Below are 18,299 nucleotides of genomic sequence, written 5' to 3'. Positions count from 1 at the left end.
TATTCTGGTCTATTAACGATGATTTTGGTACAAAAAGGAGGATTGACTTTAGCCAAACTTTAGCGAAGCACCTCTACCACAAAAAAAGAAGGACTCACGAGTTGTCGTAAGTCCTTGTATTTCAAAGTGGTGGTGGGGGATGGATTCGAACCATCGAAAGCTGAGCTGACAGATTTACAGTCTGTTCCCTTTGACCGCTCGGGAACCCCACCATATGCAGGTGCAAAACATACCTTTTTTTTCCATCAAAAGCAAGGTCAATCTTTCGTATAGAGCATGTACATTGAGGGAACAATCACCAGGGTCAGGATGGTGGCGATCCCCAGCCCGTATATGACTGCAATCGCCATGGGCGCCCACCACTGGGACGATGAACCGCTGACACTGAATGTAAAGGTATGGAAATCGAACGCCCACCCGGTGGCCATGGGAATAAGTCCCATTATGGTGCAGATCGCGGTTAGTAGAACCGGTCGCAGACGAACTTTTCCGGCTTCGATGATAGCCTGGGCCTTGCTCCTTCCCCGGGCGCGCAGCTTCTGGGTATAATCCAGGAGCACGATCGAGTTGTTGACCACCACCCCGGCGAGAGTGATGACTCCGATACCGGTCATGATCACTCCGAACGGCATGCTATGTATCATGAGACCGATCATCACCCCCTGGAACGACAGAATCACACCCGACATGATAATCAGCGGTATCCTCAGTGAATCAAATTGGGCCACCAGCACCATGGTGATAAGGAAGAGGGCGACCAGGAGCGCCTTGGAAAGGAACGCCGCCGCTTTCTGCTGCTCTTCATCCGCGCCGCTGTATTTTATAATGTATCCCTGTGGAAGCTCATATTTTGCAAGGATTTTCTTTACATCATTGAGAATGTCATTCGGCAGCCTTCCCAGGTTCTGACCGGTGACGCTCACAACCCGTTTCATTTCGGTTCGATGAATGGTGCCGAATCCGGCTGCAGTTTCAAAAGAAGCGACGCTGGAAAGGGGAATCTGTTTCTCATCCTTGAATATGTAAATCTTGTCCAGATCTGGAATGGCGCTGCGGAATTTTTCTTGAAAACGCACGGTGATATCATATTCATCTTCCGCTTCACGGTATTTGCTGATCTCTGAACCATTGATCGCTGTACGAACCGCCCCGGCAATATCGAATGAATTAAGACCGAGGAGAGCGGCTTTGTCGCGGTCCACAGTGATCCGTATTTCAGGTTTGCTGCTCTCGAAATTATCTTTGAGATCGACCAGTCCGGGTACATTCTTGATTTTGGAGCGGATATCGCGCGCTATCTCTCCCAGCCGAAGGTAATCATCGCCTGAAACCTGGATGTCGACCGGCATTCCCACCGGCGGCCCATGCTCGGCCTTGTTGAGACTAATGTCCGCCCCGGCAAGGAATTTGATCGTGTCTTTTGACTCGTTGTAGGTGGTCAGGGTGGGACGGCTTCGCTTTTCGAAGTCTTTGAAGTCTATATATATACGGCCTTCGTTGGCGGTGGAACCGCCGCTCGTAAGACCGGTGGAAGCTGTCGAAACTCCGACATTAGCCGTAACATTGGTTGCATCGGGAAAAGATTGAGCCACTTTTTCCAATTTCTGAGACATGTTATCGGTTTCGTCCAGCCGCAGCCCTATCGGTCCTTGTATATTGATGTACATCTGGTCGGGGTCGGTCTCCGGGAAGAACTGCACCCCCTTGTTCAAAGCTCCGAACAGGACGAAGGTCAGTATTAGTGATGCTAACGCCAACCCCAGGGTAATCTTGGGATATTCCACTGCCTTGGTAACTATCTTTTCATACTGCCGGAGAAAACGGGCGTAGGGACCTTTGCTGGCCGGATCGAACGGATTATCAGCTTTCGGATTCACCTTCATCCACCGGGAGCAGAAAACCGGGTTCATGACCAGCGCGGTAAAAAGAGAGGCGCTGAGCGCGATGACAACTGTCAACGGCAGATAATACATAAACTCCCCGATAATTCCCGGCCAGAAGAGCAGCGGAACAAATGCCACCACCTTGGTGACGGTTGAGGAACTCACCGCCATGGCCACTTCATCCGTTGCCTTTTCGGCGCCCTCTTCCCTGCCTTCGCCTTGCTGACGGTGGCGGTAGATGTTTTCGACGATAACCACCGCGTCATCCACAAGCATGCCGACCGCCAGAACCAGACTGAAAAGAACAACAAAGTTGAGTGTGATACCTATCATCTGGAGCACCGCGAAGGTAATAAACATGGAGAGCGGTATGGCGGCCCCGATGAAAAAGGAATTGGTGAACCCGAGGAAGAGAAATATACAGAGTACAACCAGCACCAACCCGCTGATGATATTGTTTTCCAGGTCCGCTACCATGATTTTGATGTCTTTCGAGCTGTCGTTCTGGAAAGTGATATGAGTCCCGTGAGGGAATCGAGGCTCCTGCTCCTTGAGTATTCTCTTTATCTCATTTGTGATGATGATGATATTTTCCCCGACACGCTTGGTGACATTGATGGATATACACGGTTTACCGTTCAGGCGGGCGATTGTGGTGCGATCCTTGAATCCATACCGGACATCGGCAAGATCGCGTATATACACCGGGGCGTTATTTTTTGCCGTTACTACGAGGTCTTTGAAACTATCCGGGTCCTTGAGCTCTCCGGGGATACGAACCGTATATTCATAGTCCCCGATTTTCATGCTTCCCGCCGGCATGGTCAGGTGTTCGTTCCTGATTATTTCTGTGATATCACCGAGACCGAGATTGTAATCTTTGAGCCGGTTGGGGTCGATGTTAATCTGCACCTCGCGTTCGAGATCACCGGAAACAATGGCATCGAGCACCCCCGGTATGGTGATGAATTCATCCGCCAGATCCTTTGCCACCTTCCGAAGCTTTACCAGATCGTAGTCGGCGGTAAGATTGATCGTGATGATGGGGAAATTCTCGAGATTGATCTCGGTAACAACCGGTTCTTTTGCATCGATCGGAAGATTCGGTTTGGCCCGGTCCACCTTATCCTTGACCTTCTGGAGAGCCACATCCAGATTGACTTCCGGTTCGAATTCCACCGAAATGAGGGAGAATCCCTCCGATGAGCTGGAAAGAATCTCCTTTATGCCCGATATTCCTTTGAGCTCTTTTTCAATGTGCCGGGTAACTAGGTTTTCCATATCTGAGGGGGCAACTCCCGCATATACGGTGGAGATGATCATGAACGGTATCTTTATGTCCGGCGCTGATTCACGGGGCAGGGTGATGTAGCTGACCAGGCCCATTACTATCACGAATGTGACCAGCACGAGAACCGTGGTATGCTTTCTAATGGAAAGTCCGGTTATACTCATTGACCTTTCACCTCCCCGCCCGGAGTGGTATTTTCAGTTACGATTTTCACTTTCTCACCGGCGGCGATCTGCTGCTGGCCTTTGACCACCACCCGGTCGCCCTGAGTCAGACCTTTATCGATCTTGATAAATAGATCGCCGACGGGACCCGCTTCCACATCACGTTCCTCCACAGTGCTGTCCGTTTTTACCACATAAACGATTCTGCCTTTCTGGGTCTGAATTACCGCGTTCAGCGGAATGGCAAACGCATTCGGATAAGCCTTTTTAAGGATATCGGCGTTCCCCATAATTCCCGCTTTGATCAGTCCCTGACGGTTGTCCACTATCATCTCGGCGAGGAAAGTCCGTATGGAGGAACTGGCCTCGGGAGCGATATAGTTGATATTCCCGGTGAATTCTTTTCCCGGCATGGCATCGAAACGGATGGCAACCTGATTTCCGACTTTGAAATCGGTAATATACTTTTCCGGTATTCCAGCCTGCACCTTCACCCTGCTTACATCTATGATCCTGAAAGCTGGTATCCCAGGGCCGATAATATCGCCGACCTCGACATTCTTCGCTGTAATCACGCCGTCAAACGGCGTGATGAGTATCGAATTATCGAACTGTTTTTTTGCGATATCGAATGCCGACTGCGCATGAGACGATTGCAGCTTGGAAGCATCGAAAACCGCCTGGGCGATGCTCCCCTCCTGGAAAAGCTTGGAATTACGGGCAAACTCGTTTTTCTGGTATTCCAGATTCGCTCCTGCCATATCCAGTGCAGCCTTCAGCAGTTCATTATCCGTTTCGAGGAGAACTTTCCCCCGGGTCGCCCGCTCTCCCTTGTCGGAGTATACCCGGGTTACCTTGCCGCCTGCGATCAGCCCGAGATTCGCTTCCTTAAGCGGATTTACCACTACCGGAAGGGATATATACTCCCTGAAAGTAGCTGGCGTAACCGTATAGGTTTCCACATTGGTAATTTTTTCCATTTTTGTATCGGCGGCCGATTTAGGATCTTTGCATCCGGTCGCAAACACGAGAACAGCCAGTGCTGTTATTCCAAGATATTTCAGCATGGTTAATACCCTTTCTTATGAATCCAAGTCGAGAAGACCGAGGCTTTTCCTGAGTACAATCGCTGCCACAGTGCCGTTATAAAGTGCGCTGGCCATGTTGGTTCTGGCCACCTCCAGAGCAAGCTGGGCATCGAGTACCTCCAACTGGGTGGCCTTGCCGTTCGAAAAGAGAGATACGGAAAGTTCTACCGCCCTTTGCGCTTCCTGAATATTCATTTTCTGGCTTTCAATCTGTTTTAAAGCCATTTTCAGGTTCAAAACCCCTTCGTAGACTTCGATCACCACCGAATCCCGTGTTTTCAGATAGTCGGTCCTGGATTTCAGGTAATCGATTTTGGCCTGACGGTATTTGGAGTAATTCCTGAGACCGTCAAAAATGGGAAATGAGAGGTTCAAAGTAGCGAACCAGTAAGGATTCCATTCTCTCGCATTATACCTGAATGTGTCAAAGTTCCCCATGAAAGCAAAAGAAGTTCCGGCAGTTAGAGTGGGGAAAAAATCGGCCTTTACCACCTGCACATTTTTTTCCTGAAGATCGGTCGTGTACTTTCCGATTTTAATCTCAGGCCTTTTTTCCAAAGCGGTGCGCGCCTCTGCCAGAGCCAGGAGCGTGGTATCCGGCTCGGTGAACACTCCGGTTAGTGATATCGAGGCATAGGGATCTACACCCATGGTCTGCTTTAATTTCAAAAGAGAGAGGGTGACATTATTTTCCGCTTCAAGAAGTTTTGGTTTCATGTTCGAAACATTGACCCTCGCCCTGAGGAGATCATATTCGGTAGCGGCACCGGCAGCCTTGAGATGCTCCACATTCTCCAGGTGCTTCCGGGCCTGTTCCAGAGATTCAGAAGCGATATTCTGCAGTTCCTTGGCCAAAAGGGCGCTGTTGAAAGCCTGGGATACTCCCAGGATGACATTCTGTTTCACCGCCCGGGCGGTCTCTCCGGAAAGATTCCTGTATATCTTTGCCGCCTGAAGGGCGGTGCCTACTTTCCCGCCTACATACAGGGGCTGGGTCAGATTCACTCCCAGGTTCGCGGAGTTGTCGGTGCCGATCTTCAAACGGTTTTGGGTCAGTTTCCCGGTGCTGTCCGGAAAAGTGATGACAAACACCTGAGGTTTAAGGTTTCGATTGTAGTTCCAGCTTCCGGTAATCTGTGGAAAAGCACCGGAAGCCGCCTCGGTGATACGGTAATCGGATTTCTGCACCTCGTCTTTAGCGTTCAGCAAATCCCGGTTTTTCTGAAGAGCCACTGTTACCGCCTTGTCTTGTGTCAAACCTTCATAACTTTCCTGTGACCATCCGGTTTGTATCTCAAGCGCGGTCAATAAAGCGACTGAAACGATGAGCATTACATCTTTCAAGATTTTTTCTCCTTTCCCTTCCCGATCCCGTTGAAAAGAATATCAATAAATACGCTTACCGCCTGTTTTGCTTCTTCCAGATTCTCGAAATTCCACCTTGAAATAGCCATTCCATCGAGAGAGCCATGGATCATCGAGGTTATCGCTTCCAGCGGGAGGTCCCGTAATTCGCCATTCCGGTATGCCTCCCTCGCGCGGTCCAGGATAATTTTTACCATTTCATTATGCATTTTCGAAAGCTTTTCGCAGCCTTCCCTGGAAAGAGCATTGAAACCGGCCACATGCTGCCCGGTAACTATCTTCATATGATCCTTGTAGTTGAACGAAAATTCTGCAATCGAAACGAAAAGGTTATGGAGTTCTTCCTTAAAGCTTCTCTTTCCGCTGATTGTCTCCCGGAACGTAGTAATCATATTCTGGCTCAGATTATGGAGGATATTGAACAATAAATCCTCCTTGCTTGAAAAATAGAGATAAATGGTTCCCTTGGAAAACTCCGCTTCCTGCGCCACCTCGTCCAGGGTTGCTGCTTGCACGCCGCGCCGGGCGAAAACCCGTATCGCTGCTTCCATGATTTCCTTACGGTGCGCTGCTTTTTCACGTTCCCGGCGGGGTAGATTTTCCTCCATCGAATTGGTTTTAAGCTCCATTGCGCCTCCTTTCACTGTTGGGTGCAGAAAATATCAAAAGTGTATGAGATTGTATCGTACAATATATGACTGACCATACAGTCATAAAATATACTGTCAATAAAGTAAATGCAACAATTATTTTTATGTTTTTTAAACCTTGACACCTTTTCTTTTTTTCAGTAAATATGTTTCAGGGACAAAACTGCTTATTTGTCTTTCTAAAGGCTTGCGAAAACCTTGATAAATTGATAGATGCCGAAACAAGTTCGGCATGACACGTGTCATCCTGAACTCGTTTCAGGATCTAATGGTGTAATAACGAAGTAATTTTTTAAAATCTACCAAATGACAGAAAGTTAAATAACATTTACCAAATCCGGAGGTTCGCATGAGCCGCACAGTCCTGAAATATGTATCCGCCCTGTTTGTCCCGGCATTTTTCGCCGCCGCTGTCTGGTCGACTGCGGCTTTAAGCGCCAACCCTGAGCCGGTAACCAGAAAATCGGTGCTGCGTCTTAACAACAACGCCGATCTCTTTCTCCGGGGAAACTATGATATCCTGCACATGATAAAAATCCGTGAGCTGGGTAAAATCGGCCAGGCCGCAAAAATCGCAACCCAAAGAAAACTTGCCGGCGGAAGAATTGTCTCCCACATCGGCACTCCCCATATCATGTATGCCGGGGCCTGCGCGGAGGATGTGCCGGGCAACCCGAACATCGCCCCCGATTATAAGACTTCAGATCCCAGATTCAAGGTGCCGGAGGACCTCGGAAAGGGAGATTTTCTCATAATAGCCACACCGGGGAACCAGGAGTATCGGAAGAAGGGATGCTTCCTGCTCGGCCTCGCATTCCCCATGCCTACAAACCGGTATTCCCCGCCGAACTACAACGACAATCCCGATACTCCCATGGAAACCCAGGTGGATATGATGATCTATGACTGGGCGCCCAAGGAGGACGGCCTGATTACCCCTTCTCTCACTCCGCACCTGAAGGTATGCCCCACCAGCCCTGTGACGGTAGTCGAATACTGGACCCTCATGGCCCAGCTTGCCCATAACCTGGCGCTGAAAGATACCTCCGGGGGTTTTACCGCTTCTGCCGCCTGGCTGGACACCCTCATGGGCAGGCTCGATGTATTTCATGAACGGAATTTATATGAGGTGAATGTGGCCGGGCAGAGAATCGCGGACAAGATTCTCGGCGGCGGGAAGCTGTACCCCTGGAGCATCCGGAACGAATTCTACAACGAAGCCACGGGAACGGCGGGCGGCCTGATGGGGACATATCCTCTCAAACCCGATTCGCTCAACGCCAGAGATGTTGTTATTCTCGCGTTCGGCGGGGCAACACCGGAGCAGGAAATGGAAATGGCCCGCAAGGTGCGAGCCAGGGGAGCATTTCTTGTAGGAATCTACCCGTTCAAGCGTGAGGACGGCATCTCCACCGCGCCTTTGAAAAAGCTCTGCGATATGAGCTTTGACAACCTGAGCGGGGACAGCGACGGGGTTCTCAGCATCCCCGGTTATCAGCGGAAGATCATACCAACCACCGGGATGATGAACAACTACATTTTCTGGGCCATAGTGGGCGCTTACATCCAGTCCATGGAAAGCCGCGGGGTCACCCCCTACTACTGGATGAGCTTCCATGTGCCCGGCGGAAAGGCCTATGACGATTCCATCCGGCCTTACTATCTGAAGAGGGGATATTGAACCAGCGATTCCGATTCGGTAGTGTCCCCGAAAAAAGCAGCGGAATGAGAGAGCCCGGAACCTCTCGAAATGAAGTGATTGAGAGTGGCGCGGCGGTAATCTCCCGCCAGCACTTCCAGCTTGCCGATGTGAATCCCGCGCATCTTCTCTTTCTTTATGGGGAGACAAGTACAAGAAGCGTTTTTCGTGCTGGCAACAACTTATCGTACTGCTAAGCCCAGAGGTTGAATGAGTCAACAAGATGGATGCAGAAATAAGATAGTAGATGCTTCATTCGCGATAAAAAGGGGTTTTAAATTCTTGCAACCATTGTATTTCTCTGTGCGTTTAATAAAAACATCGTATAGGATTTTATCGTTAACCCGTTTTTAGATGAAACTCCGAACCGCTATGACCGCTTTCACACACTCAAGACCTTTTCCCCAGCGCAAGACGATAAATCTGTTATCGACATTTTGTGCCCTCTTCCTTTGCTTCTATTTTGGCGTTATACTTCCCACACATTATCATGCCGATGGACAAGAACACTCTGAGTGCACGATTTGCATTGCTCAAATCCAACCCAATGAAGTTATAGTAACATTCTTTCTTATACTCTTTCTGCCAGTTATCCTCGATGCAGTAGTCTGTTACTTGCCACTCTATATACGCGAGGTTCCCTGCTCCTACCAGAGCCACGCACCCCCTTCTTTAACTCCTATTTTTTAACCTGAATCATTTGAATGACATTGACGGCTACACTGTGAAGTTATGCGGTGTGCTTGTGTCGCTATTTCCTTTCCAAGACATCGGAGTCTGTTATGCCAAGACATTCAATATGGTTTCTTGCGCTATTACTATTTTTTGAGATCAATGCCAATGCCGGAGTAACTAATCCCGATATCTCCGCTATAGGCCAGGTTTTGGGGACCTATACCGATGATACTTTATCTCAAGCGCCAAAACAATTCGCGTTGTCATTAGGAGAAACAGAACTTGTTCTGGATGCAGCGCTCAATCCCTACCTCAAGGGCGTTTTTGTGTTTTCAATAGATAGACAAAAAGGGATTGATGTTGAGGAGGCCTATACAACTCTTGTTCGTGGTCTTCCCCTCAACCTTGCCTTGAAAGCTGGGAAATACCGCCTGAATTTCGGCAAACTCAACCAATCCCATCCGCATGCTTATCCATTCATCCGCACACCTCGTGTCCTCGATCCGCAAACGGCTAAACTTCTCCCGGGAGAGGGGAGTTTCAATGATACCGCCGTTCAGGTTTCAACGCTTATCCCGATGATAGGGAGTTGGACCACAATTCTTTCCGCCGACTTTTTGCAGGGTGATTCTTTTCATCCCGACACATCCGATGTGGCCCATGGGTTGCTGACGCATATATCGAATTCTTTCATGGCAGGCCCAGCTTCAGTCGATATCGGAGGATCATTGACACAGGGGATCAATAATATCAAAGCTGAAACAAAGAGTACCATTATAGGTTCTGACGCAAAGGCAAAAATTGTTCTCTCGCCTCTTCTGACGATAACCATAGCCGGAGAATATCTCTACAAGCTATCGGAACGCCCTGATTCACAGGGAAGTAACATTCATGACGATCGCTATGGATTCTACGCTTACACCGATGTGCGGTTTTATACTCGATACAATGGGGGCGTCCTTTATGAACAGTACCAAGACCCATTAGCTCGATCCCAGATTGATAGGGCAATAAAACCGTTTGTCGGATTCAGTGTGCTTGAGGAAAGCACCATCCTGCGGCTTTCGTATGAATACTTCATGTCCGGAGCCGTTCAGCGGACCGGTACGTTCGAGCTGCAATTGTTGTTCAGCATGGGTCCGCACAAGGCGCACCAGTTCTGATTTGTCATACACTTTTTCCCTGGAGAGTTACCATGAAATCGCATTCTTTTCTCATCTTATCAATACTTATTATTTCCACACTCTCCACCTCTTTATTCGCTGCTCCAATCCGCATTGTGGCCGCATTGCCCGATCTCGGTTCGATAGCATCGTATATCGGCGGAGATAAGGTGGCGGTTTCAACAATCGCGAAGGCTAATTCAAATCCTCATTCAGTAGAGGTTTTCCCATCGTATATGGCCCAGGTTTCAAAGGCTTCGGTTTACTTGAAAAGCGGATTAGCGCTTGATCAATGGTCCGACGCGATAATCGATGGGTCGCGAAACAACAGGATAGTTGCCATCGATTGCTCCGAAGGAATTGCGGTTCTTGAGAAACCGACCGGGAAGGTTGATGCTTCAATGGGAGATGTCCACGCTTTTGGCAATCCGCATTACTGGCTGAATCCGGAAAATGGTATCATGATTGCACAGAACATCGCTACGGTACTCCAGAAGGTCGATCCCGTGAACACCGCTTACTACTCTTCACGATTAGAGCAGTTCAGAAAGGAGTGTCTTGACAAAATTTCAGCATGGAAAGAGAAACTGAAATCGCTCAGGGGTGCAAAGATCATGACATATCATTCTTCCTGGGCATATTTCGCTGATGCCTTTGGTTTTTCGATAGTCGCAAAAGTTGAACCCTTCCCCGGCATACCACCAAGCGGTAATCACCTTGCCAAATTAGTCAAAGTTATCAAGAACGAAAATGTCTCATTTATTATTCAGGAACCTTACTTTTCCGATGATGCGCTGCGTTTTCTTAATCGTCAAACCGGCGTGAAAGTGTTCAAATGCGCTCCTTCATGTTCGGATATTAAATTGACATCGTATTTTGAGCACTTCGACGAAATTGTCAATCAATTGGCTGCTGCAGCAGGAGGGAAATAAACATGATGATTTTTCACTATCCTTTTATGTTTCCCGCTTTGGCTGTCTGTTTGATTTTGGCGGGTATTCATACTTATTTTGGATACCATATCGTTCAGCGCGGGGTTATTTTTATTGATCTTTCCCTTTCGCAAATCGCTGCTCTTGGAGCGTGTATAGCATTGTTATTCGGCTGGAGCGAAAATGCTCCTTACAAAGCTTATATGGTAAGCTTGGGGTTTACATTTGGTGGCGCCATTTTTTTTGCTTTTCTGCGAAAAATTCAAAATATCGTTCCAATGGAAGCGCTTATAGGTATAACATACGCTGGTGCGATCGCGATATCTTTGCTTGTATTGGAAAAGTTGGCCACCGGCACGGAACACATCCAGGAAATGCTGGTCGGCACTATCTTGACTGTATCATGGCATGATGTTTTGGAATTGGGCATAATTGTGATCGTAGTTGGGATAGTTCACTGGTTGTCAAAAGAAAGACTGTTCACGATATCGGAAAATCCAGACAAGGCGGTTAAACAAAAATTGCGGCTGTGGTGGTGGGATATAGTCTTTTACGCGACATTCGGGATAGTAGTTACCTCATCGGTCAAGATTGCCGGTGTGTTGCTTATTTTCTCTTTGTTGACCATCCCTGCTGTCACCGCAATGATCAGCACGACAGGTACTCTTAGGCGCGTTGTATTTGGATGGGTGTTCGGTCTGTTGGGTTGCATATTGGGCCTGGAGATTTCTTTTCGTGGTGATTTTGCCGCAGGCCCGGCGATAATTGCTACTTTACTTGCGCTGTTGCTCTTGTTTGCAGGGGCGGCATCACTCATCAGAAAAGCCATCTCACTTACCAGACAGTTCTAATGCGTAAAACTATTTCTCACCTTTCATCTTTATCAGCACTCCCTGGCCGGCGGTCAACCAGAGACCGGCTGTGCTGTCCATCGCTGCTAGGGAGCCGTCCGCCGCGGAAACCGCCAGCACATTTGTCCGGGGCTGCACAGTACGAAGTTTAAAGGCGGCGGTGCTCTCCAGGCTTAGATTCACTACCATCGCATACTCCGCCCCGCTATCTCCCTGAAACTCGCCCACCATCATCGGGGAGTCGGATTCGATTTTTCCCACCAGACGGCCGGGCAGCACCGGGAGCGATTCCACCGGCGGCGGCGAAGTGAAAAAGACGCCTGTTGAAACGAGGCGGTTCATCATCGGCCCCAGGATCGCTGCCTGACGGTTCACTTCCCGTAGATAGTACCAGGTAAGGGTTTTATGATCGGTTTTATCGATGGGAGCATACTGGTATCCACCGGCGTAATACATGTACCAGCTTACGCCTCTTCCACCACAAGCAAGGGTGGTATAGGTCTGGAAGGCAAGATTGGCTTGTGAAGGGATGGTGGTAGTCGGCCTTACACGATTCGCGGAGACGATGTTCCAGAAGGGCAGATGGTATTTCAAGGCAATCCGGCGCATTTCAAGAAGATTATTGTAATAGCTGGCCGATTTGGTTTTGTCTTTCAAATCCAGGGAGTATTGGACCATGTAGTTGTCGTAGCTGAGAAGCTGGGGCTGGACCTCGCTGACAAACCGCTCCAGGTATTCCGTGTAGCTTTCCGTTTCAAGCTGCGACTTGTTTTTGGCCCCGAGGGTGGCGTAATCCGGGTAGAGATTGATGTAAGCCAGCTTCCCCGGAGCGTACTTTTTAACCGCCTGCACTGCCTTGGCCAGAGCAGGGAAGACCGCGGCCCCCGGCTCGTCGGTGATGAAGTATCCCAGAACCGCAGGGCTTTGCGCACTCTCCCTTACCATACGGCGGACTCTTCCCTCGATTTCACTATCCGTCATTTTCCCCCACTCCTTGGCCGGAAGGAACCCCTCGCGGTCGATGATAAGGGCAGCCAGGCCCAGCTTTTCGCAGAGCGGCAAATCTTCGGGACGCACGAATCCGGCAAGGGTGAAATTGCATTCCCTGATGCTGGCAAGCCCCCAGGTTCGTTTCTCTATGAACGGCTTTTTAAACCCGTGGTAGGGATCCCAGGGCAGGATGGGAAAGAAATCGGGAGAGGAAAAAAACTCTCCGCCCAGGATCACAGCGGCTTTTCCGGCAGGTGCGCCCGCCGGTGATTGGCCGTAAGGAGCACTCCCCTCCTGCCCGGACCGTGCGGCGCAGGAGATGAAGATGAAAACGATCAACAGCATCAATCGCGCAGGCATTTTTTTAGTTCTCACTAGCACCCTCCGAACGACCGCAGTTTTTCCAAGTGTAGTTCAATAAAAAATTTTAACCACGAAAGTCACGAAAAAACACGAAAAATGATATTATTGAAAAAAATGAATAACAAATTTCGTGCCTTTCGTGTATTTCGTGGTTAATGATTTTCTCTTTTCGTTTTCCCTACTTCAATACTTTGGTCGAAAACGTAACTTTCCCGAAATCCTCGGGACGGTGATAGTTCGGAGTCGGGGTCTGGGAAGGCGCCCACTGGCTGTACTGGGGATTGGTTTTGCCGCCGCAGCGGTGCAGTCCCACATAAATCACCTGCCTGTCTTTGGGCGGGAATTTTGCCCCGAAATCCTTGAAATGCTCCCACGGCACCGAGAATTCAAGCACCCAGCCCTGGTCGATATCGTCGTCCTTGTTGCAGGTTCCCTTAATGTACCGCCCGATAACCAGATGGAGACCCTCCCATCCTTTGAGGTTCTGGTTGCGGGATTTGGCATGATAGCCGGTGAGCCAGGTGCCGATGCAGTTAATCTCGTAATTGATGTAGTCGAGACGCTCCGGCCCTTCCGGCACGGGGGCGACGAACGCCTCGCAGCAGTCATCCCGCGACACCCCGCTGTTCGGGCTGTACTGCTCGGCGGAAACATACTTGTCATCGCACTTGAACGAGAAGTATATGCGCTCGTCATCCCACAGGATTTTTGCTTCGGTCTGCTCCTGCTCCCCGGACTTGTACCATTGGAACTTGAACGGTCCGACCGATTGCGCCTGCTGCCAGGCCGGTTCATCGAGGATGCCGTCCATGATCATTTTGCTTCCCGCTTTCATGGCGGTGTATTCGGGCGGGGCGGCAAAAACGCCGGAAGCTGATACAGTGAAGGAAGCTGCGAGGATAACTGCTGTCCTGAGGTTCATTTTTTCTCCCTTTCTCTTTTACTTTGTCACTTTGTCACTTTTTACTTAAGTACTTTCGTTGACAGAATCACTTTCCCGAAATCTTTGGGGCTGTGGAACTGTGGTTTCTCCGTCTGTGAGGGTGACCACTGGCTGTACTGAATATTTGTTTTTCCCCCTGTGCGGTGAAGCCCCACATGGATCACCTGACCGTTTTTGGGCGGAAACTTCGCCCCGAACTCGGAGAAGTGCGACCAGGGAATGGAGTACTCCAACACCCAGCCCTCGTCGATATCGTCGTCCTTGTTTACAGTTCCCCTGATATACCGCCCGATCTCGATACCCCAGGGTTCCTGCCAACTCGGGAGTACCTTCTTCCTTGAGTCGGCGTGATATCCCACTTTCCAGGTGCCGATGCAGTTGATCTCGTAATTGATATAGTCGAGCTGCTCCTGCCCCTCCCCGACCGGGGCGATGAACGCCTCGCAGCAGTCGTCCCGAGACACCCCGCTGTTCGGGCTGTACTGCTCGGCGGAAATATACTTATCATCGCACTTGAACGCGAAGTAGATGCGCTCGTCGTCCCACACGATTTTAGCCTCGGTCTGTTCCTGCTCTCCTGACTTATACCATTGGAACTTGAACGGGCCGACCGATTGCGCCCGATGCCAGGCCGGCTCATCGAGGATGCCGTCCATGATCATCCTGCACCCCGCTTTCATGGCGGTGTATTCGGGCGGGGCGGCAAAGGTTAAAGAACAAGAAAATATACATACTGAAAAAGCAAGAAAAATCTTGTACATAAATGTCCTCCCGTTAATTTTGTTGATGACTGAGGCGCGTGATGGGAAATTCTTTAAAAATGGAATTCCAAGTCCGAAGATTGAATATATGACTTTTCTTAATGAAACTTCTTTTCCAGGGAATCATGGAAGAACCGGTAATCGGAATATTTCTATCGAGGAGATCTGATTGGGTAATTAATTCAGCATCCGATAGACTATCTAAACCGATTATGACATAGTAATGAAAAGGTTTGTGAATTCTCTCCATGCAATACTCGTACAAAAAGCTGTCACGGCATTTGGGAACAAGAGAACTTTTAATTAACTTGTCAGATTCCAACTCCTTTATGAATTTATTTCTGTTCCGTTGTAAAGCATTCGGGTTTTCCGGATCTTTTATCTCTATGAAAAGTATTCTATCGCTGAGTTCAACGATAAAATCAACTGCTTTCATGCAATGCGAAAGACCGTGGTTCAAATTATCGAATTTTCTTACAGAGAGCGCAGTTTGGAAGTCTATACGGATATCGGTTTCTTCAGCGAATGGCATTAAGAATTCCCTCCCAAACTTATCTGAACTACTTTATTATATACTTCCGTATACGCTTCAGAAATTTTGTTCGGAACGATATCCAAATAATTTCCGCCGAACTGAACAGAAATATCACTCTCATTCCGCAGGAAAGAAAAGAATCTGACTTTATCATCAGTTTTTTTCTGGATGTCAAGTTCTTTCAATACAATATAATTATGCGTTGCAATGAAGATTTGAACCCCGTTGCGCTGTAATTCCAAGAGAACCTCTATTATGATTTTTACCAGCGAAGGATTCATATTTGCTTCAGGTTCATCCCAGAAGAGAACGGAACCTTTATCCAGGCTGCCGTTTTGAAGAAGAATCCATAAGAGACCCAGTTTACGCATACCCTCAGCTAAAAGGGGAAACTCAAGATCGAAAGAATTGCCTTGAAGATAAAACTGTTCATCCTTTGCATAGATACTCCCACCCATGATTTTTTCAAGCTTTTTACTCAGATCATCATAAGGGGGTGTGATTTCACGCTTTTTAGGTAATAATGCCTTTGAAATAATATCTGCATACACTTCTTCGAAATGCACTTCTCGCTCTTTATAAAGAGAATTGAATCCAGGGGCATTCGCCAGCATTTCCTTCACAGGAATGAAGATGGCATTATCTTTTTCCATTTCATCCCATTCTTTCTGATGGTTGCTTATAAAAGTGGAACTGCCGATTTCGCAATCCAATTCTTTTCCATTTTTACATACAGTAAATTTGGCAACAACAGATTTATTATCTCGTTTTACAAGACCATTCAACCAGTTTCTATCCGGTAAAAACACAGATACCATTTTTGTACTTATTGTTTTCTCTTCCTGTGTAGCCGCAAGAACAGAATAGAGTACTTTCAAAACATGCGTTTTTCCGGTGCCGTTTTCCCCGATAAAAATGTTGATACCCGGAGAAAACGAAATATCCAGCTTGGAAAAAGCAGTAAAATTTTCTAATACGAGTTTATCAATCATAAAAGCACTCCTCACAGGGAAAGTGTAAATAAACAACTATCCAAACCATCGCATGTATAATTACACCATAATAAACAACCAGTCATGATAAATCAAGACCGCTTTGAGTTTCGGAAATAAATCAACTGTACCAAATAAAAAAACCGGGGCTTTTTAACCCCGGTTCTGTAGTTTACCCGTCAACAGGTCAGGAATATGTCGCTGCCTGCCGCGCCACATCCCAGCCCATCCCTTTGACATAGACAGTGTAGATTCCCGGCTTGCCGAAACCGTCCCAGACCACCTGGTGCACTCCCGGCTCGAGCCCGTCGGCGACCAGCCGCCAGACTACCTCGCCGTTACGGTTCAGGACATCCACATAGACATCCTCTTTCTCGGGGAGGGAGACTTCCATGACCCGTTTACCGAAGGCGTCAGTTCCCAGGTCGTTTACCGAAGGGCGGGCGTCGGTCATCTTTTTGCCGGATTTCCAGGCGGAATAGTCGAACGGCTCGTTGCAGAGATGGAAACGCGGTTCGGCGACTCCGTTATAGTTCCGCTGCATGTAGTAGGTCACCAGATCGGTTCTCTTGAACGTATCGAGTTTACGGAGGGTGGCTTTCCCCTCATCCCACAGGTACAGCGGGATGTCGTTGGGATCGAGAACCTTGGACATGCCGCGCTCGATGCCGATATGGAAAAGCCCGAAATTCCCCGGCTCATGACCCGCCAGCCAGTGGGTGATGATGTCCACCCGGAACGGGTCCAGGCCGAATATGACATTGTTGGATATGTAATCCTGCGCTTTGCCGTCGTGGGGGCCGCCCGCGAACCCGTCGCCGTCGCGCCCGTAAATTCCCTCAACCATGCACAGGTTGGTTTTGGTGACGCTCAGGGAATCGAGCATGCGCTGAACCCACTGCTCCATGTAAAAACCGGTCAGGTAATTCTTTTCTCCTGGTTTGTCCCATCGCGGGATACCCGCCTTCACATGTTTGTCGGTAAGCGCCTTGACATGTTCCATATAATCTGTGTGGAAATAGGGATGATAGCGTTTGTCGTAACCCTTGAAAATGCTGTTGGATCCCCCGCAGAATTCGTGGAATCGTTTCCCGCTCAGCCCCTGAAGGTTCTTGATGGAGGCGGTGATTCCCATGCCGTGGGCTTTGAATTTGGCGATATCGATGAGGAAGGTACCCGGCTGGTTCACCGGAACCTGGAAAGCGATCTCCTTGAAAACCACCCCGTTGGGGACTTTGACAAAATGGAGGTCTTCACCGATCTTATATTCCCAGAGATCGCGGGAGGTCAGGTCTCTGAGGATAAAATTGTTGGCCTGGGCCATCTGCGGCCAGCCGTGAACCGCCCAATCTCCGGGGCATGCGCACTCGTGGAGGTAAACCTGCTGCGGCCCTTTCTCCCGCACCGCCTGGCAGAAACCTTCGATAAAGTTCTTGTCGGTGTTGATGCCGAGCTGCTCCGGCGCCGCTTTACCGCCGACCAGCGGATTGCATGTCCAGTTGGGTTTGCAGACGATCTTGGTTGAGTTTGGATAGCCCCCCGCTGTGGTCTGGACGAAAAGCTCTTTGGCCAGGTTGAATGCGGTATCGTGGATCGCACGGCTGTCCGTTTTCGATTCCACCGAGGTGAGCTTGATAAACACCGCCTCGGGATGAGCCTTGATAAACGGGTGCAGATCGAACCCGGGGCCGGTATATGGCGCGGCCTTCTTCATCGAGGAACAGCCGGCCACAGCCAGCGCGCCCGCCCCCGCCAGTGCGGATGTTTTGATAAAATCTCTCCGTTTCATAATGCCTCCGAAATTCAGAAACTTTGAAAACTATTTTAGACAGGATTTACAAGATTTACATGATTCCATGATTACATGATTGGATGATCTGGTAAAACAGTTTGAGCAATTGCAGAAGGAACAAAAAGTTTCGCAGCTCCAAGTTTATAAGCTTCAGTCCGAGGT

At 48.9% G+C, this 18,299-nt stretch carries 15 protein-coding genes and 1 tRNA gene; 4 read left to right on the top strand and 12 right to left on the bottom strand.

Annotated features, from left to right (window positions below; genetic code table 11):
- Positions 1 to 127 precede the first annotated feature (127 nt).
- The 5 genes from Q8O92_09280 to Q8O92_09260 all read right to left on the bottom strand — a co-directional run bounded on the left by Q8O92_09280 (position 128) and on the right by Q8O92_09260 (position 6,420).
- Positions 128 to 212, bottom strand: a tRNA-Tyr gene (locus Q8O92_09280).
- Between the two features lie 45 nt (positions 213 to 257).
- Positions 258 to 3,338: an efflux RND transporter permease subunit gene (locus Q8O92_09275; protein MDP2983504.1), complete on the bottom strand. Its 3,081-nt coding sequence runs from the start codon at positions 3,336 to 3,338 to the stop codon at positions 258 to 260.
- Positions 3,335 to 4,405 (bottom strand): efflux RND transporter periplasmic adaptor subunit, encoded by a 1,071-nt coding sequence (locus Q8O92_09270; GenBank protein MDP2983503.1) that lies wholly within the window; start codon positions 4,403 to 4,405, stop codon positions 3,335 to 3,337. The genes Q8O92_09275 and Q8O92_09270 overlap by 4 nt, the downstream gene beginning before the upstream one ends.
- A 15-nt stretch (positions 4,406 to 4,420) precedes the next feature.
- Positions 4,421 to 5,770, bottom strand: coding sequence for a TolC family protein (locus Q8O92_09265; protein MDP2983502.1), 1,350 nt, complete (start codon positions 5,768 to 5,770; stop codon positions 4,421 to 4,423).
- The gene (locus tag Q8O92_09260) at positions 5,767 to 6,420 is read right to left on the bottom strand and encodes a TetR/AcrR family transcriptional regulator (GenBank protein ID MDP2983501.1); all 654 of its coding nucleotides are present in this window, start codon (positions 6,418 to 6,420) and stop codon (positions 5,767 to 5,769) included. The genes Q8O92_09265 and Q8O92_09260 overlap by 4 nt, the downstream gene beginning before the upstream one ends.
- A 370-nt stretch (positions 6,421 to 6,790) precedes the next feature.
- Between Q8O92_09260 and Q8O92_09255 the strand changes: the two genes are divergently transcribed.
- The gene (locus Q8O92_09255) at positions 6,791 to 8,122 is read left to right on the top strand and encodes a DUF2529 family protein (protein ID MDP2983500.1); all 1,332 of its coding nucleotides are present in this window, start codon (positions 6,791 to 6,793) and stop codon (positions 8,120 to 8,122) included.
- On the opposite strand, the gene Q8O92_09250 is transcribed toward Q8O92_09255, so the two are convergent.
- Entirely contained in the window at positions 8,101 to 8,265 is a 165-nt protein-coding gene (locus tag Q8O92_09250; GenBank protein MDP2983499.1) for a hypothetical protein, read from the bottom strand. The genes Q8O92_09255 and Q8O92_09250 overlap by 22 nt on opposite strands.
- A gap of 657 nt (positions 8,266 to 8,922) precedes the next feature.
- On the opposite strand from Q8O92_09250, the gene Q8O92_09245 reads away from it, so the two are divergent.
- Genes Q8O92_09245 through Q8O92_09235 form a run of 3 tightly spaced genes read left to right on the top strand, consistent with a single transcriptional unit; the run spans position 8,923 to position 11,761 of the window.
- Positions 8,923 to 9,978: a hypothetical protein gene (locus tag Q8O92_09245; protein MDP2983498.1), complete on the top strand. Its 1,056-nt coding sequence runs from the start codon at positions 8,923 to 8,925 to the stop codon at positions 9,976 to 9,978.
- 32 nt (positions 9,979 to 10,010) lie between these two features.
- Complete coding sequence (locus tag Q8O92_09240) at positions 10,011 to 10,910, top strand: metal ABC transporter substrate-binding protein (GenBank protein ID MDP2983497.1); 900 nt, start codon at positions 10,011 to 10,013, stop codon at positions 10,908 to 10,910.
- Between the two features lie 2 nt (positions 10,911 to 10,912).
- A complete protein-coding gene (locus Q8O92_09235) occupies positions 10,913 to 11,761 on the top strand; it encodes a metal ABC transporter permease (protein MDP2983496.1) in 849 nt (282 codons plus the stop codon).
- Between the two features lie 9 nt (positions 11,762 to 11,770).
- Here Q8O92_09235 and Q8O92_09230 read toward each other — a convergent pair whose 3' ends face one another.
- The 6 genes from Q8O92_09230 to Q8O92_09205 form a co-directional block, all read right to left on the bottom strand.
- Positions 11,771 to 13,126: a hypothetical protein gene (locus Q8O92_09230; protein ID MDP2983495.1), complete on the bottom strand. Its 1,356-nt coding sequence runs from the start codon at positions 13,124 to 13,126 to the stop codon at positions 11,771 to 11,773.
- Between the two features lie 166 nt (positions 13,127 to 13,292).
- Positions 13,293 to 14,036 (bottom strand): carbohydrate-binding family 9-like protein, encoded by a 744-nt coding sequence (locus Q8O92_09225; protein MDP2983494.1) that lies wholly within the window; start codon positions 14,034 to 14,036, stop codon positions 13,293 to 13,295.
- A gap of 41 nt (positions 14,037 to 14,077) precedes the next feature.
- Positions 14,078 to 14,818, bottom strand: coding sequence for a carbohydrate-binding family 9-like protein (locus Q8O92_09220; GenBank protein ID MDP2983493.1), 741 nt, complete (start codon positions 14,816 to 14,818; stop codon positions 14,078 to 14,080).
- 13 nt (positions 14,819 to 14,831) lie between these two features.
- Positions 14,832 to 15,350: a hypothetical protein gene (locus tag Q8O92_09215; protein MDP2983492.1), complete on the bottom strand. Its 519-nt coding sequence runs from the start codon at positions 15,348 to 15,350 to the stop codon at positions 14,832 to 14,834.
- Entirely contained in the window at positions 15,350 to 16,345 is a 996-nt protein-coding gene (locus Q8O92_09210; protein MDP2983491.1) for an AAA family ATPase, read from the bottom strand. The genes Q8O92_09215 and Q8O92_09210 overlap by 1 nt, the downstream gene beginning before the upstream one ends.
- A 187-nt stretch (positions 16,346 to 16,532) precedes the next feature.
- Positions 16,533 to 18,134, bottom strand: a complete 1,602-nt coding sequence (locus Q8O92_09205) for a DUF362 domain-containing protein (GenBank protein ID MDP2983490.1) — start codon at positions 18,132 to 18,134, stop codon at positions 16,533 to 16,535.
- Between the last annotated feature and the right edge of the window lie 165 nt (positions 18,135 to 18,299).

This window comes from Candidatus Latescibacter sp., assembly GCA_030692375.1.
Classification (GTDB): domain Bacteria; phylum Latescibacterota; class Latescibacteria; order Latescibacterales; family Latescibacteraceae; genus JAUYCD01.
This window is presented reverse-complemented; position numbering and strand designations above follow the sequence as displayed.

Coding starts and splice junctions, on each gene's coding strand:
- Q8O92_09275 (MDP2983504.1), bottom strand. CDS start 3,338: ATGAGTATAACCGGACTTTCCATTAGAAAGCATACCACGGTTCTCGTG.
- Q8O92_09270 (MDP2983503.1), bottom strand. CDS start 4,405: ATGCTGAAATATCTTGGAATAACAGCACTGGCTGTTCTCGTGTTTGCG.
- Q8O92_09260 (MDP2983501.1), bottom strand. CDS start 6,420: ATGGAGCTTAAAACCAATTCGATGGAGGAAAATCTACCCCGCCGGGAA.
- Q8O92_09255 (MDP2983500.1), top strand. CDS start 6,791: ATGAGCCGCACAGTCCTGAAATATGTATCCGCCCTGTTTGTCCCGGCA.
- Q8O92_09250 (MDP2983499.1), bottom strand. CDS start 8,265: ATGCGCGGGATTCACATCGGCAAGCTGGAAGTGCTGGCGGGAGATTAC.
- Q8O92_09245 (MDP2983498.1), top strand. CDS start 8,923: ATGCCAAGACATTCAATATGGTTTCTTGCGCTATTACTATTTTTTGAG.
- Q8O92_09240 (MDP2983497.1), top strand. CDS start 10,011: ATGAAATCGCATTCTTTTCTCATCTTATCAATACTTATTATTTCCACA.
- Q8O92_09235 (MDP2983496.1), top strand. CDS start 10,913: ATGATGATTTTTCACTATCCTTTTATGTTTCCCGCTTTGGCTGTCTGT.
- Q8O92_09225 (MDP2983494.1), bottom strand. CDS start 14,036: ATGAACCTCAGGACAGCAGTTATCCTCGCAGCTTCCTTCACTGTATCA.
- Q8O92_09220 (MDP2983493.1), bottom strand. CDS start 14,818: ATGTACAAGATTTTTCTTGCTTTTTCAGTATGTATATTTTCTTGTTCT.
- Q8O92_09215 (MDP2983492.1), bottom strand. CDS start 15,350: ATGCCATTCGCTGAAGAAACCGATATCCGTATAGACTTCCAAACTGCG.
- Q8O92_09210 (MDP2983491.1), bottom strand. CDS start 16,345: ATGATTGATAAACTCGTATTAGAAAATTTTACTGCTTTTTCCAAGCTG.
- Q8O92_09205 (MDP2983490.1), bottom strand. CDS start 18,134: ATGAAACGGAGAGATTTTATCAAAACATCCGCACTGGCGGGGGCGGGC.